Here is a 22,273-nt window from a genome sequence, read left to right as displayed (position 1 = left end):
TGCAACTTATCACCGCAAGGGAGCTTCACCGATGACACGAAATATTGCCGACGTCAGGCGTGACTATGAGGGTGGGCGTTTAGAAGAAGCGCAAACCCCAGATAACCCGTTTGTCATGTTTGATGAGTGGTTCAGCTTAGCGCTGGAAAGCGAAGGCAAGGATGGCAATGCCATGACACTCGCCACGGTGGACAGCCAGGGACGTCCTCATGCACGCGTTGTGCTGCTTAAGGGATTCGATGAGCAGGGCATGGTGTTTTTCACCAACTACCATAGCCATAAGGGCAGCGAGTTAAACAACGTGCCTTATGCTGCTTTGACGTTCTGGTGGCCCTCCTTATCACGCCAAGTACGCATCGAAGGCCCGGTGGAGCAAGTGTCTGCAGAAGAGTCGGATGAGTATTTTGCCAGCCGCCCGCGCGGCAGCCAGTTAGGAGCTTGGATCGCGACCCAAAGCGTGGTCATTCCGGACCGCAACTGGATTGAGGAGCGTCAAAAGCGCTTTGAACAGGCTTACGAAGGCCAGGATATTCCGCGTCCGATCCACTGGGGCGGCTACCGCGTAAATCCTGAAATGATCGAGTTTTGGCAAGGGCAACCCAGCCGTTTGCACGACCGTTTGCGCTATGAGCGCCGTGATGGCGGTGAGTGGAGCCGGTTCCGTTTAGCGCCCTAATCATCTAGCGCGACATGTCATTCAACAAATGGCCTGCCGGTATTTACCAGCAGGCCATTTGTTTGAGCGTGGCTTAGGCTTAATCCGGCTGGCTCTCCAAGCGGTGCCGCTGCCACTCGCTGTCGGGTTCGTTTAGCCGTAACACTGCATCAATCACCTGCTCTTCCATGTTGTACCGACAGCGGAAACCAAGGTGTTTCATCAGTGCCCGCATCGGGTGGTTATCCACCATGATCTTGCCGATCATTTCGAGCGTGCCGATGCTGGTGCAGTAGTCGATCATCTTCTTCATCAGCAGGCTGCCAATACCCAGCCCCTGAAGATCATCCCGAATGATAATAGAGAACTCAGTGCGGATATTGTCAGGGTCGTTCCAAACCCTCACCACTCCCAGCATCTCCTTACTGCCATCATCGTGCTGATGCTCGGCAATAAATGCCATTTGCCGGTCATAGTTGATATGCGACAGGATGGAGAGGTCCCGCTGGGTAAGGTTCGACTTGTTGTGGAAGTAGCGAAAACGAATGCTCTCTTCCGATAGCTGGCGGTGGAAGGTAGTAATGAGCGGAGCATCCTCGGCGCGAATAGGCCGCACCTCCACCTGCCAGCCGTTATTGAGTGTGACCCACTCCCTGAGCTCTTCCGGGTAAGGCATGATCGCAAAGCGTGCGGGGTGCCCCAAATCCATCGCAAAATCGACCGCCAGCATGCCATCGCGGTTTAGCAACAGTGGGTTGAGCTCCAAACCACGCAGGTCCGTCAGGTCGGAGGCCATTTGTGACAGCTTAACCAGCAGTTGGCAAAGGTGCTGAATATCTCGCTCGGGGTCGGCAGAGTGCTCACGAATCAATGACGCCGCATGAGTGCGGCCCACTACATCTAAGGCGAGGCTCATATTGAGCGGCGGCAGCGCCACTTGGCGGTCGGCAAGTACGTTAACCTTGTAACCGCCAATACCGAAGACGATCAGCGGCCCAAACACGGGGTCCCGCGTGATGCCTGCACAAATTTGCATAGAGTGTTTGCCACGCTGCATGGGCTGTAAGCAGTACTCACGAATGGCGTGTTCGGGAAATTTCTCTTGTACTTTATCGCCTAACCGCCGAACGCCCTCAGCGACTTGCTCCGGCGTTTCCAAGTCTTGCAGTAGCCCAGCGGAAATTTTATGCGGATGCTTGCGATAGCGATAAGGCCGGCAGTTACCCTCATGAACCACTTTCAGCGCCTTGGGCCCCGGAAAGCGCTCGGCGACCACCAAAGCCTCTTCTGGGGAGTGCACATAGGCGCTGGTGGCGGTAGGAATGCCGTAAGCCTCCAACACTTGCGCGGTTTCAGAGTGGGTCAGTGTCTGCCTGCCCTGCTCTTTTGCCTGCTTGATCAGTGCCCGGCACTCGGCGCGAATATCTGGGCTAGTGGAAAACGGCAGGCTGGGGGGGATTTCATGCAGCAGCGCCTGCACACGCTGGTAATCCACCATGTGCATAAACGCCTTTACTGCCTTTTCAGGCGAGGTATAGGTGGGAATCCCTGCCAGGTTGCAGACATGGCGAGCATTTAGCGCTTCTTTCAAGCCCATCCAGCTAGTGAGTAAATTACGCTTAAAGGTTTTACGGTGATCGATCAGCGCCTGAGCGGTGACCTGGGAAGGCGCTAACCTCGTGGGGGCGTGCACTACCAGCACGGCATCCACATTAGGGTCAGCGGTGACGATTTGCAGCGCCTCCACAAAGCGCTCTGGCGTCGCGTTACCGCCTAAGTCCACAGGGTTTTCACCCGGCTTACTCATATCCACTTGGCTTTTATGCAGCGCCGCCTGGGTGCCTGGGCTGAACTCAGCGAGCTTGCCACCCGCGCTAATCAGCTTATCGATGGCCAGCATGGCAGGCCCAAGCCCGTTGGAAACAATCGCCAAACGGTCGCCGCGCAGTGGCTTCATGCGTGATAGCGTTTCCAGCGCATCGAGCATTTCATCCGAATCGTTTACCCGAACCACGCCTGCACGGGCGAAGGCAGCATCGAACACCACGTCGCGATTGGCGATGCCCGGTGTAGGGGGCATGCCGGAAATATCCGACTGCGGCGTGCGGCCACTTTTGATCGCCACCACCAAACGGTTACGGGAAGCATCCCGTACGGAGGTCATAAAGTGCTGGGCATCCGTTACCCGCTCCAGATGCAATAAGATGGCCTGAGCAGGGGAAAACTGGTTCACATAGTCGATCAAATCAGGCAGCAGGACATCAACGCTGTCCCCTACGGTAATCAAATGAGAGAAGCCGACATCGCGACCCGCTGCCCAGTCGATCATCGCGTTGGCCAGCATCCCTGACTGGCCTAGGTAGGCGACCCTGCCGGCTTTAACCGGCTGGCTGGCGTAGGAGGCATTGAGCTTTTTGCCGGGCACAATCAGCCCCATACACTCCGGACCAAGCACACGAATGCCTGACTCCCGGGCAGCTTGCAGCATGCGTTGGCGAATAGAGCCTTTATTGTCCTCATCACGGTCAAGGTAGGCTCCACCAGAGAGCACCAAAGCGGCTTTTACGCCAAACTTTCCGAGCTTTTTAATCAGTTTGGGGACGCCTTCAATAGGCGAACACACTACTGCAAGGTCTGGCACTTCCGGCAGCTCATCAACCGTACGCACACAGTCAACGCCAAGCACCGTTTCGTACCCCTTGAGGTTCACGGCCCAGAGTTTGCCCCTAAAACCGCCCTCTTGAAGATTGCCTAGTACCAAACCACCCAAGGACTCAGGCTTTTCAGAGGCACCGAACACGGCAGCCGAACGAGGTTCGAAAAAATGATGCAAAAAACGTGTGCTCACGAATGCGCCTCCCCTGGAGTGAATGACTACTGTGTACGACTTATTGACACTGTCGCGCAAGCCCCCGTGGCGATTAAGGTAGCTTTATTGTTATCGGAGCGCTTGCATGATCACTGCCTACCTTACCCACCCCGACTGCGCATTGCACCACATGGGGCCAGAACACCCTGAAAGCCCACTGCGGCTGGAGGCAATTCGTGCGCGCCTATCACTCTCTGGGCTATTGCAGCAAACCATGCAAGCCGATGCGAAAGAAGCCTGCGATGAGGCTTTGGCAAGGGTACATCCCCTGCGCCACCTAAATGCGCTGGAAAAGTGCCTTCCTAAAGAAGGGATTGTCACGCTGGACAGCGACACCATGATGAACCCAGATAGCCTAAAAGCCGCACGAGTGGCCGCAGGTGCAGTCGTTCGTGGTGTTGATCAGGTGTTTAAACGCCAGGCAGATAACGTATTTTGCGCCGTTCGTCCACCCGGGCACCATGCAGAAGCTGCAGATGCGATGGGCTTCTGCTTTTACAACAACATTGCCGTGGGAGCTGCCCATGCCAAAGCAAAATACGGCGCTAAGCGCATCGCCATTCTCGATTTTGATGTGCATCAATGTAACGGCACTATCGATATTTTTAAAAATGACCCCGAAGTACTGATTTGCACTAGCTTTCAATACCCCTTCTACCCGTGGCGTTACCTGCGCAGCGAATGGCAGAACGTGATTAATACCCCGTTGGAAGTAGGTACCGCTAGCCAGGAGTATCGCCGTATTATTGAGCGCCAATGGTTGCCAGCGCTGCATGCGTTCAAACCCGACCTGGTGATGCTATCGGCAGGTTTTGATGCCCATAAAGATGACCCTATGGGCGATATTTGCCTTGAGGATGAAGACTTCTACTGGGTAACACACTTGGCTATGGAAATTGCGGCGCTCTACGCCGATAACCGAGTCGTGTCTGTGTTGGAGGGTGGCTACAATCCCACGTCATTGGCCAGCGGTGCCGAAGCACACCTGAAAGCGCTCTTGGGCCTGCCCTTCACCAATACTCCCTAGCCGCACCCGCGGTTAGGGAGCTGTGGTACTATGCAGCCACCATGTTGGCCTCCATTCTACGTGACCGTTATGACCGCCACTTCTGAAGAGCACGCAGCGCTGCGCATCGCGTCAGGGCGCAAACCCTTTGTCGAGCCGTTACGCCTGGGCGAGCGCCTCAAGCAGATTCGCCTTGCCAATCAGTGGACGCTGGAAGATGTGAGCCAGCGCACCGGCATTGCTCGCTCCACGCTCTCCAAAATCGAGAACGATCAGGTGTCGCCGACGTTTAGCGTGGTGCAGAAACTGATTAGTGGTCTCAATATCGACCTGCCCCAGCTCTTTACGCCACCAAAGCGCGAACGCTACACCATGGGTAGGCGCGATCTCACTCGGAAAGGAAAAGGGCAGCTGCACCCTACTCCCACCTACGAGCATGAGCTGCTGGGCCATCAGCTTGCGCAAAAACGCATGATTCCGTTTAAAACCATCGTGCGGGCGCGTAGTTTTGAAGAGTATCACCAGTGGGTGCGCCACGATGGCGAAGAGTTTTTGATGGTGCTGCACGGCGACATCATGCTCTATACAGAATTCTATGCGCCGCTAGTACTGGCCGAAGGCGACAGCATCTACTTCGATAGTGACATGGGCCACGCCCTAGTCTCTACCAGCCAAGACGATGCTGTCGTGCTATCGGTGTGTACCCGAGGGGATTTGGTTTAGCGCTAAGGTTGCTTACTACAAGCAGTTCGTCGGCTTGGGCAACCCAGCAATACGAGCTAAACGTTTCGGCGGGCTGCCGGGGAATAGGCTCATTAAATAGACCGAGCGCCCTTTTTCCTCGCCTAATGCTTGCTTGGTGGCTTTGACTAGCGGTCGCATCGCTGGTGCCATTTCATAGCGGGCATAAAAATCCCGCACCACGCGAATGAGCTCCCAGTGCTCCTCTGTAAGTGTTAGCTCTTCATCCTTAGCTAACAAATCAGCAACACCCTCGTCCCAATCCCCCTGCTCTACTAAATAGCCTTCGGGGTCGAGCTTGATTTGTTTATCAGCATCAAGATAACGGTATAAACTTTCATCACTCATTGATTTAGTACCATGACAGAATCTTAGTATGCTGCTCAGTCAGTTCGACAAAGCCTTCCATATCCACCAGGATTGCTTGGCTATTGAGCGCAGCTCCGCTTAAGCCGCGAGAAGCCGCATCCTCTTTTAGCACACACACGCTCACATCAGCCGCCGCATCCCAACCTTGCCAATCAGCATGCAGTAACGCCTGCACGGCATCTTCAATCAGTAAAATACCATCGCCCTCCGCAACGGTAGAGAGCATCTGCGCGGCCGCTTCGCTGTGCGGGGGCTTGTTCAGAATATGTAACATGTCGCTGCCCGTTTAAAAATTCATGACATAGGAGTGACGCTGTACCAATTCGGGTAAGGTATCGTCGGCCACCACCGTCGCCCCATCCACTAGTTGGGCTGCTTGCAAGTTCAACGCATCCAGCGCGCTTTGAGGCACTAGCAGCTGGTCGATATCATACATCTCCAGCATATCAATGGTCGGTAGCGTTGCCTTTTGTCCTGGCGCACCGGCTGCCTGCTCTTTGAGAAGCGCCAGCACTCCCTGGCCAAGAAACAATAGACTTACCGTTTGGCCAAAGGCCGCAGCGACCAGCGCTACATCTAGCCCTTCTCTCAAGGCATTGGAGCTATAGGGGGCATGGCGAATAATCACTAGCCGTTCGTGTTCATGACTCATTGGGCGCTCTCTCTAGGCAAATGTGATTAAACGGTCACAGCGCTGCTGAAGCGTCAGCAGTTGCCCTAACCCGGTTAACTCAAATGGCGCATCCAGATTAAAGTGCGCTTGCCCATGGCGTTTCGCCTCAGCTTCACTCATTACGCCACGGCGCAGCGCCGCCGCAATGCACACGTCCAGCGTCACGCCATGCTCATGATGCAGCGCTATCCAAGCGTCGCGCATGTTGAGCTCATCCTGCGGAGGTGTCATTAAGCTGGAAGCGTTATGAATCCCTTCTTGATAGAAGAATACGCCCGCCACTTGATGGCCTCGGCTGATCACCGCTTTAGCAAAGCGCAGTGCCGAATGAGGTGCCGCACTTGTGTAGGGGGCACCCATGACTAATAAGCCGTACTCCATTGCATCGTCTCGTGCCAATTCAACGAAAAAAAACAGACCCTACTGAGTAGGGTCTGTCATTGATATCACTTCGATCAAGTGATCGCGTTCTTACTATCCATCAATCGTTGCTCATGATGCCCAGAATAGACAGCAGGCTGACGAACAGATTATAGATAGAAACATACAGTGTCACGGTCGCGAGAATGTAGTTGGTCTCGCCAGCGCGGTGTACGATTTCACTGGTTTGATAGAGAATCGCGGCAGAAGCAAACAGCACGAAGCCTGCAGAAACCATCAGCGACAGCGCCGGAATGTTAAAGAAGATGCCAGCGACCATCGCCAGAATCAGCACGATGGCACCCGCCATCAGGAAATTGCTGAGGAAGCTGAAATCTTTCTTCGTGGTCAACGCTACTGCAGAGAGGCCAATAAACGTCAGGCCGGTCATAGCCAGCGCATTCATAATCAGCGCACTGCCATTAGGCAACGTTAGGTACGCAGAAATAATTGGGCCCAGGGTAAAGCCCATAAAGCCAGTAAACGCAAAGGTCGACAGCAGTCCAACTGCGGAGTTAGCTGTTTTGTGAACCAGGAACATCAGGCCATAAGCACCGATGAAGAATACAAAGATATTCATCTGCTGGATGCCCATCGCCACTGAGGCACCCGCTGTAACTGCAGAGAACAGCAGCGTCATTGCCAACAGTGCGTAGGTATTGCGCAAAACCTTGTTAGCACTGGCACCGCTCACCGCGCTATGGGTTTGCGTTCTCGCCATATTCGAATCGTTAAAAGCCATGTATCTATGCTCCCTAGTAGTCATACTATCAACGGACAAGCATGCCGTTACCTAGTTCCAGACGCAAGTCTTTGTCTTCCACGCTAACCGTACGCTTTTACGCATCTCCTCTCGGCATGGTTGACTATGCTGTAACTCCCACATCGACTTTGACACTACAATGCGCTTTAAAATCCCCACTCCCCTCTCAGTAACGGGTATTTCTACACTTTCTGCCCTTACCTTTTCCACCTTATTACTTTCCACAACGGTCTATGGCTATACCCCTAGCGGCAAAGACATCACTTACGACGTGAATGGCGAGAGTTTTGAAGGTTATTTTGTCTCCGCTGGAGAAGACGCTAAAGGCAGCGTGCTCATCGTACATGACTGGGACGGCGTCGATGACTACGAACGTCAACGGGCCGATATGCTCGCGGAACAGGGCTATGACGCATTTGCCGTGGATCTGTTTGGCGCTAACAATCGCCCACAATCAACGGAAGATAAGCAGGCCGCTACCCGAGCGCTTTACGAAGATCGCGAACGGATGCGAGAGCTTACCTTGGCAGGTTTAACGCAAGCCAGAGAAGCAGGCGCTAACCCAAACACGGTAATAATGGGGTACTGCTTTGGCGGCGCTGTGGCGCTTGAGATGGCTCGTTCTGGCGAGGCAAGCGACATAGCCGCGTACACCAGCTTTCATGGTGGGCTAGATACACCTGAGGGCCAAGCTTACCCCCAAGATACACCGCCCATTTTCATTGCCCATGGCGGAGCCGATGAATCAGTTAGCCTGGAGGACGTCGCAACGCTGGCAGGCGAGCTGGAAGAAGCTGGTGTCACCTATGAAGTCGGCATCTACTCTGGCGCACCGCATGCGTTTAGCGTATTTGGCAGCGACCGCTACCATCAACGAGCCGATGAGCAGTCTTGGGCCACGTTCAACCAGTGGCTTGAAGAGATGCTATAACGCGCATAAAAAATGGGTAGCCTTGGCTACCCATTTTTTAACGCTGATTGACTAGAGTCTAAACTACACCCTCGGCGCTTCGCTGTCGTCTTCTTCGTCTTCTTTGTGCGGCGTGGTCACCGTGGATACCACTTGGCGAACATCCTGAGCATTATATAGCCGTGCATCAATCACCTTAAGCACCGCTAACTGCGCAAAAAGCACCACAAAGCAGATGATTAAACCTTTTAACATGGTAATAACCCTGAATAAGGCGAAAAGCTCGCCTGAATGAATCGAATGGTAGCCCAGTGCAAAAAGAAAGCAACGGGCCACCGAAAATAAACTCGCTGCCTATTTATACAAACTCTTCTGTATCGATATCTGCCTGCTGCGCTTCGTTGTAACGAGCACCGGCGATTTCTCCAGGCAGCATCATTTTATTGAGTTGAGCCAAATCCACTTCACTTAATACCACCTGCTCGGCGTAGAGGTTTTCCTGCATATGGCTAACGGAGCGTGACCCAGGAATGGGAATGACATGGTCGCCCTGCGCCTTTACCCAAGCAAGCGCCAGCTGGGCAGGCGTCATCTCTAAATCGTTCGCCATCGCATTAAAATGCGCCAGCAGCGTCAGGTTATGGGTCAGATTATCGCCATTAAAGCGCGGCATTCCGGCACGCATATCGCCTTCCGCATAAGCGGTATGGGCGTGAATAGCGCCAGAGAGAAACCCGCGACCTAGCGGGCTGAAAGCCACAAGCGCGGTACCCAGCTCTTGGCACGCTTGGCTAAGGGCAATCTCGGGGTTACGTGTCCACAGCGAGTACTCTGACTGCACCGCCGCTACCGGGTATTCAGCGTGTGCCTTGCGTAGCGTATCAGCAGATATTTCCGAAAGGCCCACAGCGCGCAGCTTGCCCTGCTCCACCAGTCGGCCTAGCGCTCCCACACTCTCCTCAATCGGTACCTGGCGGTCCATACGGTGGAGGTAATAGAGGTCTAGGTGATCAGTTTTCAGGCGAGTCAGGCTTTCTTCACATTGGCGGCGGAGCGTATCGGGGCGGCCATCAATCACCCGTTTACCGCTCACAGGGTCCATGGCCATGCCACACTTGCTGGCCAGCAATAGCTCACGCCGCTTAGAAGCCAGCGCCTTTCCTAACAGGCTTTCGTTAGCCGTACCGCCGTAGAGCGTCGCCGTATCAAAATGGCGGTAGCCCATCTCAAAAGCATCATTGAGCGCCCGAATGCCCTGCTCTTCCGGCACATAGTGCCCGTAGCCATGCGAGAGGTTCATACAGCCAAGTCCGATACGTGGCGATGCGACTTCCTTTAACCGGTTATAAAATTCAGACATATCCAACCTCGATAGATGGTGTATGCGGCACCTGTGTGTCTAGCCACGTAGGCAAACGATGCTCGAGATAGTAGCGCGGCCGCCAAGGGCTACCTTCAATAAACCCAACGTGCCCACCGCTAGGGAAGAGTTCTAATGCCACGCAGTGAGGCAGCGCGTGGGCTTCCGGTACGCTATGGGGGTAAATAAACGGGTCATCTTTAGCGTGAACCATCAGGGTAGGCACTTGAATAGCGTTAACAAAATAGGCGCTGCTACTGCGCTGGTAATACTCATCGGCGCTATTAAAACCGTGTAAAGGGGCCGTCACTCGACCATCAAAGTCCCAAAACGTCTTCATGCCTTCTAGCGTTTCAAGAGACATAAGCCGCGCCAGCTCATCGGTGCGACCCTGCTGGCGAAATGCGTGCTGCTTAGACTCCACGTAATGGCGCAGGGCACGCAAGAAGCGCGCTTGATACACCTTGGAGAATCCCTGACTAATCCGATCCGCGCAGTGGTCCAAACGAAACGGTACAGAAACAGCCACCGCCGCACGCAAAGGGCACTGGCTGCCGGTCTCGCCAAGGTACTTTAAAAGGACGTTACCACCGAGTGAGTAACCCACGGCCACCAAAGGCTTACCGGGATAGCGCGCCACCAGCTGCGTCACAATATCGGCCAAATCTTCACTTGCACCGGAGTGATAGCCTCGGGCACGGTGGTTAGGCTCGCCGGAACACCCCCGCCAGTTCACCGCCACACTCTGCCAACCCTGTGCGGCCAGCGCCTTTTGCTGGCCTAAGATATACAGCGATGACGAGCTACCCGTTAAACCATGGAGCAGAATGGCGCAGCGGGTCTGTTCGCCTTGCGGGCCGTACCAATCCAGATCAATAAAATCGCCATCTTGCAGCGTCATGCGCTCGCGTTGGCGCTGAAGCCTGGGTTTCGCGCGGAATAACGGGCTATACAGGGTCTGCAAATGCCCGCCGGGCAGCCAGCGCGTGGGGCGAAAGAGGGAGTGAAGCGAACTCATACCATTGCGTACCCGCTAAGAAAACCGCTGGCTAGCTTAGCAAACTTTTAACAAAACGCAGTGGCCGCGCCGAATGGCTTTCTCGTTACGCCTCAATTCCCGCTACTCCTCGACATCCACCTTACGCAGGTCATCAATGCCTACTCCCTCGGGCAGGTCTTCCGGCTGGGCAGACAGCCACACCGGGGAAAGGTCGCTATCTTCTCGGCCATTTTTGTGGGTATGCCCAGGAATGCGATACACCACTCGCTCGTGCTTGTGATCCCACGCGTAGATTCTATCCATGTTTTCTCCTTGGTTTGCACTTCGTGATGAGCACTGTTCGATTTGAGACTAGACCAACATGGCGCCACAAGCCGCCCTCACCCAGAACTATCCAACAAACACAAACTGCAAAAGATGCGTATAAGTTACCGCCCTTTTGGTTAACGCTTTGCTATAGTAACGACGATTAGTCACCCAGGAGACGCGCATGCTTGCCCTGCATCAGCTTAGTAAAACCTTCAGTACCCCTCAGGGCGAACTGCATGTGCTCCATCACGTAAACCTCACGCTTAAACAAGGCGAAAGCCTGGCGCTGATGGGCGAGTCAGGCAGCGGTAAATCTACTCTGCTTCACTTAGCCGCCGGGCTGGATACTCCTGACCAGGGCAGCGTGGTCATCAATGGCCACACGCTTTCCGCGCTGAATGAAACCGAGCGTGCAAAGCTGCGTCGCCAACAGCTCGGCCTGGTGTTTCAGCAGTTTCATCTAGTACCCAGCTTGAACGTGTCCGATAACCTGCGCCTCCAAGCACGGCTTGCAGGCCGAGAAGACCCAGCGTGGAGCGCCTATTTGCTGGAGCGGCTGGGGTTAGCCGGCCGGGAGGCGACCTACCCTGAACAGCTCTCTGGGGGCCAGCAGCAACGGCTTGCGATTGGTCGCGCCCTGGCCGTTCGCCCTGCGCTGCTGCTGGCCGATGAACCCACCGGCAACCTGGATGAGCACACCGCCGATAGCGTTCTAAACCTGCTGCTATCGCTGGTGAAAGAGACCCAGTGTGCGCTGTTAATGGTCACCCACAGTGCGCGAGTAGCCGCGCCGCTGGACCGCGCCTTTCGACTGCATCACGGCCAGCTACAGGACGCACGCTGATGATGAAGCGCGTCCTCATCACGCTCTTTAGCCACTACAAGCGCCACCCTGGGCAGCTGGCGATGCTGCTGGTGGGGCTATGGGTTGCCAGCGCCCTGTGGAGCAGCGTGCAAGCCATTAACGCCACGGCGAAAGAGAGCTACGCCCGAGCCAACGAGCTGTTCAGCGCCGACACCGACCAGCTAGACCGCCTAGACAACGCGCCACTCAGCATGGACGACTACATCGCGCTGCGGCGAGCGGGGCTTCCGATTTCGCCGCTGCTCGAAGCGAGCCTCAGCCATGAAGGACAACCGCTAACGCTGTTAGGCATTGACCCCTTTACGCTGCCTCCAGGAGAGGGCAGCGGCTCACTCACTGAATTCATCACACCCCCTTGGCAAACTCAGCTCGCCCCGGACACTCTGCCCACTCTAGGGCTCAATCGTGGCGATGCCCCAGGTGCGACGCCGCTACTCAGTGGGCAACCGCTACCGCCCCTGCAACTGCGTAACGACCTGCCGCCAGACACGCTGGTGATGGATATCGGCGCGCTCTACGCACTCTACGGTGAACAGGCCACACTGAGCTTGGTGAGCGCACCGGATGACATTGAACAACCGCCCAGCGGCTACCGAATCACCCGAGCGGCCAGCATTGCCTCTCCTGAACAGCTCACCGACAGCTTCCACCTCAATTTAACCGCGCTAGCGTTTCTCTCCTTAGTGGTGGGGCTGTTTATTGTTCAAGCCGCGCTTGGCTTAGCCATGGAGCAACGGCTAACAACGCTGCGCACCCTTCGCGCCCTGGGCGTGCCCGCCGCCACTATTACTCTAGCGATATTGATTGAGTTACTGGTATTGGGTGGCATAGGCGCAGCCGCCGGGCTACTCAGCGGGCTGTGGCTTGCCGGAAAACTGCTGCCGGATGTGGCCAGCACGCTGACATCGCTCTACCGGGCAGATGTTCAACAGTCACTCGCCCTGCCCTGGCATTACTGGCTAGGGAGCATTGCGATCACGCTGGGCGGCCTACTGCTGGCCGGTAGCGGTACGCTGTGGAGAGCGGCAAGACTTAACGTGCTCGCCCTTGGGCACGCCTATGCCTGGCGCAGCGGCTACCAGCGCCAGCTAAGGCGCATGCTGACAGCGGGCGGTTTAGCGGACCTGCTTACCCTTGGGCTGGCCTTTTGGCTGAGCAGGCTACCTAGCGGCAGCGGCTTGATGCTGAGTTTCGCACTGGTCGCGGCACTACTGCTCACCAGTGCGCTCTGCTTGCCGCCGCTACTCAATGCCATATTGAACGGCTTACAAGCCGCTGTTCGTCGCGTTGCTCTGCTGCAGTGGGCCGTGGCGGATATACAGCTACAGCTTCCCCGCTTATCGCTGGCCATGATGGCGCTATTGATTGCGCTGGCCACTAACTTGGGGGTCAGCAGCATGGTGGGCGGCTTTCGGCTGACGTTTTTAGACTGGCTAGACCAGCGCTTAAGCGCGCCGCTGTATATCAATGCTGCGCCCTCTACCCTGGCCCCGCTCAATGAATGGCTGCGCGATCAAGAGAGCGTGCTGGAAATTCTGCCTACCGCCAGGGGCCATACAGATTTACTCAGTATTCGCTCTGCTTCAGGCAGTGCACAGCCCGTTCAGGGCAGCGTTTCGTTGTTTGGCATTCACCCCGTACCGCTACTCACCGATCACTGGCCGCTACTAGAGACACAGCACAGCAGCACCGCCGCGTGGCAGGCGCTCAGCCAAGGCAGCGTATTTATTAACGAACAGATGGCATTCGCGCAAGGCCTAGCCCCCGGCGACACGCTGACGCTAGCAAGCCGCCAAGGCCGTAGCGATGTCACCATTGCCGCTATTTACCCGGATTACGGCAACCCCCAGCCGCAAATGGTGATGACCGTCGAGGTATTAACCCGGCGTTTTGAGGGCGAGCTGGCCACCGTAGGCGTCGCCTTGCGGGATGGCGCTGACGAGGCGAACTTTCGCCAAACGCTGATGGAGGAGTTCAACCTTTCCGGTGAAGCAGTGATCAATCAGCAGGAGGTGAAGCAGCTGGCCACGCAAATCTTTGAGCGCACCTTCAGCATTACCCGCGCTTTAAATGGCCTTACCCTCGGCGTGGCCGCTTTGGCATTGCTCGCCACGCTGTTGGCCCAAGCGCATCAGCGCCAGCGCCAACTGGCCGCCTTATGGGCGCTGGGCGTTCCACGGAGAACGCTGGTCACCCTACCGTTGATGCAGCTAGGTGGCCTTGCCCTGCTCACGGGCCTGTTTGCCCTGCCACTCGGTATCGCGATTACCTGGCTGCTGGTCGCGGTCATCAACGTAGCGGCTTTTGGCTGGCGGCTACCGCTGCAGCTGTTCCCGAGTGAAATAGCCATGATGCTGTTCACGGCACTCGCGGTGGCGCTACTGGCCGCCGCGTTGCCCTGCTGGAAACTATGGCGCAGCTCGCCTCGCGCACTGCTAAACGAGGGAGAAGCATGAAATCACGTATGCAACGCGTCTTATTAGCAATATGGATGGCAGCGGCGGCTGGCGTTAGTGCGGGGCTTGCGGGGTGCAGCGAAGAAGACGCCAACACGCCCACTGAGGGCTTTGCCGGGCTGGGCGCGCAGGCAGAAGGCTATGCCCAAGCCAGTGCCGAAGCGCCGCTCGCGTTTCCAGAAGACCACGGCCCCCACCCGGATTACCGTATTGAGTGGTGGTATCTCACCGCTAACTTAGAAGATGAATCTGACCAGCCGCTAGGGCTTCAATGGACGCTGTTTCGCCAAGCGCTAGTGCCCCCGGAAGAGCGCCCAGCCTCTACCCAGTGGGCCAGCGACCAAGTGTGGATGGCGCATATGGGGCTTTCTCAAGGGGAGTCCCACCTTGCAGCCGAACGCTTCGCCCGCAGCCACAGCCAGCAGCCCCAAGGGCAGGCAGGGGTGATAGCGGCCCCTTTTCAAGCGTGGATTGACGACTGGATTTTTCAAAGCCCCGCCACGGCCAACTTTGAGCAATTTACGCTTAGCGCCTACAGCGGCGAAGGCAACGAGCGCTTTGGCTACGAGCTAACGCTTTCAGCAGAGGGCCCACTGGTATGGCACGGCAAGAACGGTTTTAACGCCAAAACCGTTGAAGGCCAGGGCTCGCACTACTACAGCCAGCCGTTTTTACGCATTGAAGGCAGCGTCACGCTCAATGGCCAGCAAAAAGCCGTCACGGGTAATGGCTGGCTAGATCGGGAGTGGAGCAGCCAGCTATTAACGGCAGAACAGACCGGCTGGGACTGGTTTTCGCTGCATTTGAACGATGGCCGTAAGCTCATGGCGTACCGCTTACGTGGCGGTGGCGAGAACGGCGGCGACTATCTGTTTACCCACTTGTTTGACGCTGAAGGCACGACTCAACAGATGGGCACTGACCACGTCACGCTAACGCCACTCGCCACCAGCCGAGTGGCCCAACGCGATATACCTACTACTTGGCAGCTGACACTGCCCAACGCGGGGCTAGACCTCACCATTGAAGCCCGCGACCCCAACCGCTGGATGCCCACCACCGTGCCCTACTGGGAAGGCGATGTGACGGTGCGCGACACCGCCACACAGGCAGCGCTCGGGGTGGGCTATTTAGAGATGACCGGTTATGAAGTTATCAGCGCTGAGTAGCTCGCCCCTCAAACGGCAACCGGCTGCCAGCCTTTTGGCGAATAGCGCTCTAGGCCACCTTCTCCCATACGAGTGAGCCACAGCCAGCGGTGGTTGATTAAATCCGCCACCACCGGCTGGCGTTCAATAATCGCTTCGATGCGCTCCCTGGGCGCGTCGATCACCACGGTTAAGCGCAGCGGCTCGTGATGAAGCTTCTCGCCATCGCGCAGCGACTGCTCCGGCAAGCCAATGCGCAGTTGGGGCGAATTACCCTCAATAACCCCCACATGGCCACCCACCACTGAGTGCAGCAGCTTATTACCCGCGCCGTACAGTCCAGGCACCACGGTAGACGCGTAGTACTGCAGGTTGATCCAACTGGCCACCAGCATCGGTGCCATCATCAGCCCTTCTAACACCTTGCCTTGCGAATCTTGCTCTGGGCGGTAGTCGTGCAAGAACGCGCGCCCGTCCAGCGCTTTCCCTTGGGTACGCGCCCGTGGCGCTAAAATAAGCGCGGCGTTATTTACCAGCCCCCACTCAGGCCGCGGTTGCGACCAGTCGGCACCGCGCATAGCGAAGGTTTTCAGGCGCTCAATCGGGTCGGCGTCATCCACCCCCAGGTCAGGTGCCCGCTCAAGACGAGTAGCCTCACCCGCCACGTGTACACCGCTTTCAAATGCGGCCAGCGCGTCTTCTAGCGCTTCGGGCATCTGCTCATCCCGGTAGACATGCACGCGGTCGGTGAGTGTGCAGTGGGTGGCGGCCAATACGTGAAAAGGGCTGGGCAACGTGATACCTGCGTGTTGTAAGGCCTGCTGTACTTCCGGGTCGTTCAGCAGCGCAGCGGCCACCCGCGCATTCATGCCACCGCCCTGCCCGCCACAGGCACCGCAGGTAAGCCCGGCGTGATGTGGGTTATTTTCGCTTTGGGAGTCGTGGCCCACCAGTACCAGCAGCGAGGCCGTGGGGGTTCCCAGCAGCGTTAGCAGGTTTTTCGCCAGCGCTATTTTTTCATGGCGGGCAATTGGCTCGCCGTCGTAGGTATGGAAAAGCCCGGCGGGCGCTTCGCACTGGGGCACGGTTGCCTGTTTGCGCAGGCTGTCTTTGATCAGCTTCCAGCCCCAGGCAATGCCGGTTGTCTCCACCAGGGTGAAGGTTGAAAGCGGCGCGTACTTCGCGTGGCGCACGCTTTGGCGCTGGCTCTCTTTTTGATAGCGCTGAACGCCCCGCTGCTGCGGCTGCAACGAGCCCACCCGATAAGTCGGTTTTAACAACCCCGGCACGCGGGGCTGGGCACGCTCGGGCCCTGTAGCCGCATCGGCCACCGGCATAGCGAAGAACCCCGCCACACCTAATGTGGCCACGGTAGGTGCGGCCTGTTCTAAATGACGACGAAACCGCTCAGAGCGCACGTCGATACAGAACGCAGCCTGCACCTTAGGGGCGGAGAAGAACTCGGTACCCGGCGCGGCTAACGTCGTGGCTAGCGCCCGCTGGTAGCCCAGCTCATAGGCGTGCTGCCAGCACCATAGCGCCTCATGCGCAGAAGCAATGGCGGCATCGGCGGTTTGCCACTGGGCAAACCACTCGCGCTGCTGGATGCTGGTCAGTTGGTTAACCCCTAACCACTCCCACGCCAGTACCATGGCCGCCAGCTGGGTAATGCCCGCCTCTGCCTGCTGGTGGGCGGTATGCCAACCAATGCCTTGGCACCAGGAAGCCCAGCCGTTAACCCGTAGCAGCAGCGTGTGGGCCAGCACCTCAAACGCTTCTGGGGTGAGCGCCCAGTCTGCGGCTATTTGCTCAACCGCAGCTGTGGGGTCATCTGGCAGAGTTTGTAGCGCCTGGCGCTGCGCTTTAGGCCAGCGCAGATCGTGCTGTGCCGCCGTTTTCCAGAAGTGATAAAGCGAAGGCACAGAACGGCTTGCCCAGCGCTGTTGATGGTGATCGAAGTAGCTCGCGCAGCTCTCCGCCAGCGGGTCAAACCCATCGTGTCCTGCCAGGGAATCCCAGGCGCTGCGTAGCGGCGTTACCGGCTTTGGCGGTGTTGCCAAGTAGCTCACTAGGCTCTGCTCGCTATAAGCGTAGCCGCCTTGGCGCAGCGCCTGCTGCAAGTCTTGCGGAGTAATCCGGCCCGATTCCCAAGCGTCACGATAAAACTCGGCTGGCATGGTCATCGGCTGCCCGGCCCGGCGGCTGAGCGCTTGGCTCACCTGCTCAATGGGCTGATGTTTCAGGCCCCACCAAGGGTTCACCGCTATCCACTGGTCCAGCGGCCATACCGGGGCAATGGTGTCGGTCGCGCGCTTTAGCGCATCGCGGTACTGCTCTGGCGATGGCGCTGATGAATGGCGTGAGGATGTGTCTACGGCAACAGGCTGACTCATGACCACTCTCCTTTTAAACCAGGGGCAAGCGATGAAGGACGCGACCAGGCACGAATGGGGGCCACCGCATCCACCGCACGCTGAAATGGCAGTGCCAGGTAAAGCCCTTGGCTAAAGTGAACACGCCAGCGGGCTACCCAGGCAGCCTGAGGAAACAGCGTCACGGCCCCAGCGGCCAGCACTAGGCTTGCCAGCATCAGTGCCCCTAAAAGGCCTGCCGTGAGTGTTAAAGGCGTGTAGGCGCTGGGCAGCGCCGGTGCCAGCACGCTGTGTAGCAAGGCATACAGCGGCACCAGGGCAAGCGCCATTCCTACCAGCGCTAAGCGCTTGGGTTTGGCGGTGCCCACCGGCATGCCCAACAGCGTGCAGCCCACCGCCAAGCTAAGCAGTGCACCCAGCAGTGGATTATTACTGACCAGAGAGGGCCACATTATCAGTACCGTTGCCGCGACGGCGGCCGCAGGCAGCGCGAGGGAAAGCCGCTGACGCAGCGGCGCAAGCGGCAGGCGCTCACAGCGCGAGGCCCGCACGGTACGGCCAGACGCCAAGAAGGAGTGGGCTTTATAAAGTGAGTGCGCCAACAGGTGAGCTAGCGCCAGGGTGTACGCCCCTACGCCAATTTCAAACAGCATAAAGCCCATTTGCGCGCAGGTAGACCACGCCAGGGCATGCTTGACGGAGGTTTGGGTCAGCATCGTCATCACCGCGACCAGCGCGGTAAAACCACCCACCGCAATCAGCAGGTAGTGGCCCAGCGTTAGGCCATCAAACACCGGGAACAGGCGCAGCCACACAAAGCCCCCCAGGTTAATCACCCCCGCATGCAGCAGCGCGGAGACCGGCGTGGGCGCTTCCATGACTTTGATCAACCAACCATGCATCGGCACCTGGGCGCATTTGCACAGTGCCGCGATGGCCAGCGCCACCGAGGCAGCCTCCACCTGCCAGCCGCCAGAGGATGCCTCGGCGGCGGCAAACAGCTCAGGTAGCTGAAAGGTACCGAAGCGTGCGTAGAGAAGCGCTACCGCTACAATCAGCGCGGCATCGCCTAAGCGGCTTACCACAAATTTTTGCCATGCCGCCCGTTGGGCTTCAACCCGCTCAGGGTAGAGCGTTAGCAAGTGGTGCAGCGCCACACTCACGCCCACCCAGGCAATCAGCATCACGACTAGGTGATGGGTAAAGACCAGCAGCATCACGCTTGCCAGCACCACCAAGCACCAGGGCAAAAACCGACGCTCGCCACGATCGCCCTTTAGATAGTTCTCTGCAAAACGCAGCAGCACCGTGCCTAACAAGCTGATCAGTAGCGCCATCCACACGGCCAAACCATCCGGATACAAGCCCAGCGGCTGAGCGGCTTCGGGCAGGCCGGTGGGTACACTCAGTGCATCCAGCACCAGCAGCCCGCCCACCGCTAGGCTCGCGACCAGCGCGCTTGCCGTTAACCAGCGGCCTATTTTCCAAGCGCGCTGCAGCGATGCGGGCGTGCTGGCCCGTGCGCTGACGCCCGCCATCACTAACAGCGAAATAGGGACCAGTAACCACAGCGCCAGTAGCAATAGCACCGTTATGGATAGCACCGTTATGTCGACGAAATTTGGCATAGCCTTTCCCCCTTAGTCGTATGCCACCGACTATGCCCAGCTCGTCACCATATAAAAAATAGTTTATTTTTCATTAATCGTTCTTTAAAACAGAACGAATAGTCAACACGCAGCCTGAGGCGCCCTCTGCCATGAAGCTCAACTACCATCATCTTTACTATTTTTGGCAAGTGGCTAAATCAGGCCACTTGACCCGCACGGCCGAAGCGCTGCACGTGTCACAGTCGTCGCTTTCCCAGCAAATTCGCCAGTTAGAGGAGCGCTTGGGCCAAGCGCTGTTTATTCGCGAAGGGCGGCAGCTGCACCTTTCCGAAGCGGGCAGGCTGGCGTTTGATTACGCGGAAACCATCTTCACCCAAGGCGAAGAGCTGAGCGCGCTGTTTGCTGAAGGCGGCCACGCCCACCGCGAGGTGGTGCGCGTCGGGGCAGTCGCCACACTTTCTCGCAACTTTCAGGAAGGATTTGTACGGCCGCTGCTGGGCCGAGATGACCTGGATTTGATACTGCAAAGCGGTGGCATGGATGACCTGCTAAGGCGGCTTTCTGCACACAAGTTAGACGTAGTGCTCTCTAACCAACCCGTGCGTGGTGATAGCGAACACCCCTGGCGCTCGCAACGCCTGGCACGTCAGCCGGTGAGTTTGATTGCATCACCCCACCTCTCGCCGCCACCCGCCTTTCCCAACGGCCTGAGCGGCCACGCGTTTATTCTGCCAGGGGTGGAAAACGCCACTCGCCACGCCTTTGACCAGTTGTGCAGCCACTACCGGCTTACACCAAAAATTGCCGCCGAGGTAGATGACATGGCGATGATGCGCCTACTGGCGCGTGACACTCAGCACATTGCCGTTATGCCCCCCGTGGTTGTGCGCGACGAGCTGCACAGCGGCACCCTCAAAGATTACGGCGCGCTGCCCGGCGTATGGGAGGAGTTCTACGCCATTACCATTCAGCGCCGGTTTGAATCCCCCAGCCTAAAAGCGCTGCTCACACGCTCTGGCGAATCGCTGCTGGATTAGCACTTGGCACAAGCGCCCTACTTCGCCAACACATCCGCCACGCCCCGCTCGGCGGCTTCGATGGCACCTGCCAAGTAACCGGCATACTGCTCGCCCCACTCGCTGCCAATGCCGGTTAAGCAAGGCTGCCAAGGCCCATCGGCAGCGCGAACGGGCGGTGCCATACCATGATGCTCGCTAGGTTGTTGATCGGCATGGGTAGCGGTGAACGATTCCTGCGCCCAATCTTTAATCACATCCCGCGTTGGGTGAGCTGCTTCAGGGCCAAACAGCCTGGCTAGCTGTGCGCGGCAGTACTGGCGCAACGCCTCATCGCCTATCTGCGCCCGTGCGCTGGCAGGTAAGCTAAAAAAGCCAAACAGCGCTGCGTGGCCATCTGGGTGAGATGCATCATGAATTTCACCCAGCGGGCCGATCAAGCTACGCGCCTCTCCCGAAAGCTGCTCCTCTCGCCAAAAAGGCGTGGCATACAGCGCCACGTATTTGCCGTGGGGAGCCATCCAGGTAGCGGTATTGGCCCACTGGTGAGCAAGCCGCTCCGGCAGCGGCGGCGTAAAGGTTATCGCCTGCGCCGCCAACCTGGGCGGCACTGCCAGCAGCACGTGCTGTGCGCTGTAACGCTGCCCGCTCGCACACTCCAGTGCCACATTGCCATTGCTGGTGAGCGACATCGACTGAACCGCCTGCCCCGTATGAAGTCGCGAAGATTCAACACGCTGGCGCAACGCATCTATCAAAGCCTGCATGCCGCCTTGCAGCCGCATCGAAGGCGGCTGATTCGCAAAGCCCTGCATGCGCACAGGCGGCATCTGGTGAGAGCGCTCCACCACCATATCGCCAGTTTCATGCTGAGCAAACGACGACAGCCCCAGCGATTCCACCAGCGCCCCCAGCGCGTGCTGAAACCCTGGCCAAAACCACGAAGGCCCCAGATCAAACGCCTCAGAAGCACGGGCCTCATCCGGCACCAGCGACGCAATACGCCCACCCACCCGCTCCCGCGCTTCCAGCACCACGTAATCGGTGATGCCCCGCTGTTCCAACAAATAAGCAGCATACAGCCCCGCCAAACCAGCGCCCACGATGACGATGCGTGTTGTTTGCATGAAGAGGTCTCGATGGTGGGTTAGGGTTGGAAGGGTAGCTTAGACAGGTAGGAAGATAGCCAAAAGGTGTTAGCCTTATAAGCATAGAGTTTATGCACCGCTAGTATCCAGGAGAATATATTTAATTTATGCAACATATTCGGAAATTGCGATAACGTGAATCCTTACTTTGATCAGATAGCACGGAGCCTAGCATTTAAGTTTTCTTTGAAACATCTAATACGAACACATCAATTAAACCCTGAAGCTCGGATGGCAGAAAACTCTCAATCTCAGCCTGAAGCGCCATTGCATCGGAAATCTGATGCTTTGCTTTTCCTGCAACTTTCTCCTCTGCGCCGAACCAAAGCACTAAATATATTCCTTGTTGCTCTGCGTCGGGGTGGATTGAGTACAGTTCGCTCAACTGATTGGATGCAGCTTCGTACAACTTTGGATGCCACTGCCCCTTAACTTCTGTCACAAGCAAGCGCCTTTTTCCTGCTATTACTGAATCGCCCCAGGTTTCATAGACACCTCCAGGCCTTATACTAAAGGTATCTAGGAGGATCCATGAGCCGTCCCCGTTACACTGAAGAATTCAAAATCGAAGCCGTTAAGCAGG

The 22,273-nt window shown here is 57.2% G+C and carries 22 protein-coding genes; 8 read left to right on the top strand and 14 right to left on the bottom strand.

The window, feature by feature from the left end:
* Nucleotides 1-31 precede the first annotated feature (31 nt).
* A complete protein-coding gene (gene pdxH / locus ACIGG6_RS01090; RefSeq protein ID WP_083025852.1) occupies nt 32-676 on the top strand; it encodes a pyridoxamine 5'-phosphate oxidase in 645 nt (214 codons plus the stop codon).
* Between the two features lie 79 nt (nt 677-755).
* Here the strand turns inward: pdxH and ACIGG6_RS01085 are convergent, their stop codons facing one another.
* On the bottom strand, nt 756-3,503 hold the full coding sequence (locus tag ACIGG6_RS01085; RefSeq protein WP_399841392.1) for a bifunctional acetate--CoA ligase family protein/GNAT family N-acetyltransferase: 2,748 nt from the start codon (nt 3,501-3,503) through the stop codon (nt 756-758).
* Between the two features lie 106 nt (nt 3,504-3,609).
* Here ACIGG6_RS01085 and ACIGG6_RS01080 point away from each other — a divergent pair, with 106 nt between their 5' ends.
* Nucleotides 3,610-4,551 carry a histone deacetylase family protein gene (locus ACIGG6_RS01080; protein WP_083025850.1) on the top strand — a complete coding sequence of 314 codons (942 nt, stop codon included), beginning with the start codon at nt 3,610-3,612 and terminating at the stop codon, nt 4,549-4,551.
* A gap of 69 nt (nt 4,552-4,620) precedes the next feature.
* Nucleotides 4,621-5,253, top strand: coding sequence for a helix-turn-helix domain-containing protein (locus ACIGG6_RS01075; RefSeq protein ID WP_044629172.1), 633 nt, complete (start codon nt 4,621-4,623; stop codon nt 5,251-5,253).
* Between the two features lie 15 nt (nt 5,254-5,268).
* On the opposite strand, the gene ACIGG6_RS01070 is transcribed toward ACIGG6_RS01075, so the two are convergent.
* The 5 genes from ACIGG6_RS01070 to ACIGG6_RS01050 form a co-directional block, all read right to left on the bottom strand.
* On the bottom strand, nt 5,269-5,619 hold the full coding sequence (locus ACIGG6_RS01070; protein ID WP_399841390.1) for a TusE/DsrC/DsvC family sulfur relay protein: 351 nt from the start codon (nt 5,617-5,619) through the stop codon (nt 5,269-5,271).
* A gap of 4 nt (nt 5,620-5,623) precedes the next feature.
* Complete coding sequence (gene tusB, locus ACIGG6_RS01065; protein WP_062361177.1) at nt 5,624-5,914, bottom strand: sulfurtransferase complex subunit TusB; 291 nt, start codon at nt 5,912-5,914, stop codon at nt 5,624-5,626.
* A gap of 12 nt (nt 5,915-5,926) precedes the next feature.
* Nucleotides 5,927-6,292 carry a sulfurtransferase complex subunit TusC gene (tusC, locus tag ACIGG6_RS01060; protein ID WP_062361175.1) on the bottom strand — a complete coding sequence of 122 codons (366 nt, stop codon included), beginning with the start codon at nt 6,290-6,292 and terminating at the stop codon, nt 5,927-5,929.
* 12 nt (nt 6,293-6,304) lie between these two features.
* On the bottom strand, nt 6,305-6,694 hold the full coding sequence (gene tusD, locus ACIGG6_RS01055; RefSeq protein ID WP_253504283.1) for a sulfurtransferase complex subunit TusD: 390 nt from the start codon (nt 6,692-6,694) through the stop codon (nt 6,305-6,307).
* A 100-nt stretch (nt 6,695-6,794) separates the two neighbouring features.
* Entirely contained in the window at nt 6,795-7,475 is a 681-nt protein-coding gene (locus ACIGG6_RS01050) for a Bax inhibitor-1/YccA family protein (RefSeq protein WP_399841388.1), read from the bottom strand.
* 160 nt (nt 7,476-7,635) lie between these two features.
* On the opposite strand from ACIGG6_RS01050, the gene ACIGG6_RS01045 reads away from it, so the two are divergent.
* A complete protein-coding gene (locus tag ACIGG6_RS01045) occupies nt 7,636-8,427 on the top strand; it encodes a dienelactone hydrolase family protein (RefSeq protein WP_399841386.1) in 792 nt (263 codons plus the stop codon).
* A gap of 63 nt (nt 8,428-8,490) precedes the next feature.
* Here the strand turns inward: ACIGG6_RS01045 and ACIGG6_RS01040 are convergent, their stop codons facing one another.
* The 4 genes from ACIGG6_RS01040 to ACIGG6_RS01025 form a co-directional block, all read right to left on the bottom strand.
* A complete protein-coding gene (locus tag ACIGG6_RS01040; RefSeq protein WP_192859216.1) occupies nt 8,491-8,661 on the bottom strand; it encodes a hypothetical protein in 171 nt (56 codons plus the stop codon).
* A 103-nt stretch (nt 8,662-8,764) separates the two neighbouring features.
* A complete protein-coding gene (locus ACIGG6_RS01035; RefSeq protein WP_399841384.1) occupies nt 8,765-9,766 on the bottom strand; it encodes an aldo/keto reductase in 1,002 nt (333 codons plus the stop codon).
* A complete protein-coding gene (locus ACIGG6_RS01030) occupies nt 9,759-10,784 on the bottom strand; it encodes a hydrolase (RefSeq protein WP_399841382.1) in 1,026 nt (341 codons plus the stop codon). The genes ACIGG6_RS01035 and ACIGG6_RS01030 overlap by 8 nt, the downstream gene beginning before the upstream one ends.
* A 102-nt stretch (nt 10,785-10,886) precedes the next feature.
* Nucleotides 10,887-11,069: a hypothetical protein gene (locus ACIGG6_RS01025; RefSeq protein ID WP_399841379.1), complete on the bottom strand. Its 183-nt coding sequence runs from the start codon at nt 11,067-11,069 to the stop codon at nt 10,887-10,889.
* A 187-nt stretch (nt 11,070-11,256) separates the two neighbouring features.
* Here ACIGG6_RS01025 and ACIGG6_RS01020 point away from each other — a divergent pair, with 187 nt between their 5' ends.
* From ACIGG6_RS01020 to ACIGG6_RS01010, 3 genes are read left to right on the top strand one after another with little or no spacing between them, the layout of a single operon-like run.
* Nucleotides 11,257-11,919 (top strand): ABC transporter ATP-binding protein, encoded by a 663-nt coding sequence (locus tag ACIGG6_RS01020; protein WP_399841376.1) that lies wholly within the window; start codon nt 11,257-11,259, stop codon nt 11,917-11,919.
* The gene (locus tag ACIGG6_RS01015) at nt 11,919-14,396 is read left to right on the top strand and encodes an FtsX-like permease family protein (protein WP_399841373.1); all 2,478 of its coding nucleotides are present in this window, start codon (nt 11,919-11,921) and stop codon (nt 14,394-14,396) included. Before ACIGG6_RS01020 ends, ACIGG6_RS01015 begins: the two co-directional genes overlap by 1 nt.
* Nucleotides 14,393-15,565 carry a lipocalin-like domain-containing protein gene (locus ACIGG6_RS01010; protein ID WP_399841371.1) on the top strand — a complete coding sequence of 391 codons (1,173 nt, stop codon included), beginning with the start codon at nt 14,393-14,395 and terminating at the stop codon, nt 15,563-15,565. Before ACIGG6_RS01015 ends, ACIGG6_RS01010 begins: the two co-directional genes overlap by 4 nt.
* Nucleotides 15,566-15,573: 8 nt before the next feature.
* Here the strand turns inward: ACIGG6_RS01010 and ACIGG6_RS01005 are convergent, their stop codons facing one another.
* Nucleotides 15,574-17,937, bottom strand: a complete 2,364-nt coding sequence (locus ACIGG6_RS01005; RefSeq protein WP_399841369.1) for a putative inorganic carbon transporter subunit DabA — start codon at nt 17,935-17,937, stop codon at nt 15,574-15,576.
* A complete protein-coding gene (locus ACIGG6_RS01000; RefSeq protein ID WP_399841366.1) occupies nt 17,934-19,544 on the bottom strand; it encodes an NADH-quinone oxidoreductase subunit L in 1,611 nt (536 codons plus the stop codon). Before ACIGG6_RS01000 ends, ACIGG6_RS01005 begins: the two co-directional genes overlap by 4 nt.
* Nucleotides 19,545-19,675: 131 nt before the next feature.
* Between ACIGG6_RS01000 and ACIGG6_RS00995 the strand changes: the two genes are divergently transcribed.
* Entirely contained in the window at nt 19,676-20,563 is an 888-nt protein-coding gene (locus ACIGG6_RS00995) for a LysR family transcriptional regulator (RefSeq protein WP_399841363.1), read from the top strand.
* Between the two features lie 17 nt (nt 20,564-20,580).
* Here the strand turns inward: ACIGG6_RS00995 and ACIGG6_RS00990 are convergent, their stop codons facing one another.
* Together ACIGG6_RS00990 and ACIGG6_RS00985 are read right to left on the bottom strand one after the other, a co-directional pair.
* Nucleotides 20,581-21,669 (bottom strand): flavin monoamine oxidase family protein, encoded by a 1,089-nt coding sequence (locus ACIGG6_RS00990; RefSeq protein ID WP_399841361.1) that lies wholly within the window; start codon nt 21,667-21,669, stop codon nt 20,581-20,583.
* Nucleotides 21,670-21,865: 196 nt separating this feature from the next.
* Nucleotides 21,866-22,132, bottom strand: a complete 267-nt coding sequence (locus ACIGG6_RS00985) for a hypothetical protein (protein WP_399841358.1) — start codon at nt 22,130-22,132, stop codon at nt 21,866-21,868.
* Nucleotides 22,133-22,273 lie beyond the last annotated feature (141 nt).

The sequence above is a fragment of the Vreelandella lionensis genome (assembly GCF_044543515.1).
Lineage (GTDB): Bacteria > Pseudomonadota > Gammaproteobacteria > Pseudomonadales > Halomonadaceae > Vreelandella > Vreelandella lionensis.
Note: the sequence above shows the minus strand (reverse complement) of the source record. Positions and strands in the feature narration are given on the sequence as shown.

Bases quoted from the DNA above. Each gene is read 5' to 3' on its own strand.
- ACIGG6_RS01025 (WP_399841379.1), bottom strand. From the start codon at position 11,069: ATGGATAGAATCTACGCGTGGGATCACAAGCACGAGCGAGTGGTGTAT.
- ACIGG6_RS01050 (WP_399841388.1), bottom strand. From the start codon at position 7,475: ATGGCTTTTAACGATTCGAATATGGCGAGAACGCAAACCCATAGCGCG.
- tusB (WP_062361177.1), bottom strand. From the start codon at position 5,914: ATGTTACATATTCTGAACAAGCCCCCGCACAGCGAAGCGGCCGCGCAG.
- ACIGG6_RS01040 (WP_192859216.1), bottom strand. From the start codon at position 8,661: ATGTTAAAAGGTTTAATCATCTGCTTTGTGGTGCTTTTTGCGCAGTTA.
- ACIGG6_RS01005 (WP_399841369.1), bottom strand. From the start codon at position 17,937: ATGAGTCAGCCTGTTGCCGTAGACACATCCTCACGCCATTCATCAGCG.
- ACIGG6_RS01035 (WP_399841384.1), bottom strand. From the start codon at position 9,766: ATGTCTGAATTTTATAACCGGTTAAAGGAAGTCGCATCGCCACGTATC.
- tusC (WP_062361175.1), bottom strand. From the start codon at position 6,292: ATGAGTCATGAACACGAACGGCTAGTGATTATTCGCCATGCCCCCTAT.
- pdxH (WP_083025852.1), top strand. From the start codon at position 32: ATGACACGAAATATTGCCGACGTCAGGCGTGACTATGAGGGTGGGCGT.
- ACIGG6_RS01030 (WP_399841382.1), bottom strand. From the start codon at position 10,784: ATGAGTTCGCTTCACTCCCTCTTTCGCCCCACGCGCTGGCTGCCCGGC.
- ACIGG6_RS01015 (WP_399841373.1), top strand. From the start codon at position 11,919: ATGATGAAGCGCGTCCTCATCACGCTCTTTAGCCACTACAAGCGCCAC.
- ACIGG6_RS00995 (WP_399841363.1), top strand. From the start codon at position 19,676: ATGAAGCTCAACTACCATCATCTTTACTATTTTTGGCAAGTGGCTAAA.
- ACIGG6_RS01020 (WP_399841376.1), top strand. From the start codon at position 11,257: ATGCTTGCCCTGCATCAGCTTAGTAAAACCTTCAGTACCCCTCAGGGC.
- tusD (WP_253504283.1), bottom strand. From the start codon at position 6,694: ATGGAGTACGGCTTATTAGTCATGGGTGCCCCCTACACAAGTGCGGCA.
- ACIGG6_RS01070 (WP_399841390.1), bottom strand. From the start codon at position 5,619: ATGAGTGATGAAAGTTTATACCGTTATCTTGATGCTGATAAACAAATC.
- ACIGG6_RS01045 (WP_399841386.1), top strand. From the start codon at position 7,636: ATGCGCTTTAAAATCCCCACTCCCCTCTCAGTAACGGGTATTTCTACA.
- ACIGG6_RS01010 (WP_399841371.1), top strand. From the start codon at position 14,393: ATGAAATCACGTATGCAACGCGTCTTATTAGCAATATGGATGGCAGCG.
- ACIGG6_RS01000 (WP_399841366.1), bottom strand. From the start codon at position 19,544: ATGCCAAATTTCGTCGACATAACGGTGCTATCCATAACGGTGCTATTG.
- ACIGG6_RS00990 (WP_399841361.1), bottom strand. From the start codon at position 21,669: ATGCAAACAACACGCATCGTCATCGTGGGCGCTGGTTTGGCGGGGCTG.
- ACIGG6_RS01075 (WP_044629172.1), top strand. From the start codon at position 4,621: ATGACCGCCACTTCTGAAGAGCACGCAGCGCTGCGCATCGCGTCAGGG.
- ACIGG6_RS01080 (WP_083025850.1), top strand. From the start codon at position 3,610: ATGATCACTGCCTACCTTACCCACCCCGACTGCGCATTGCACCACATG.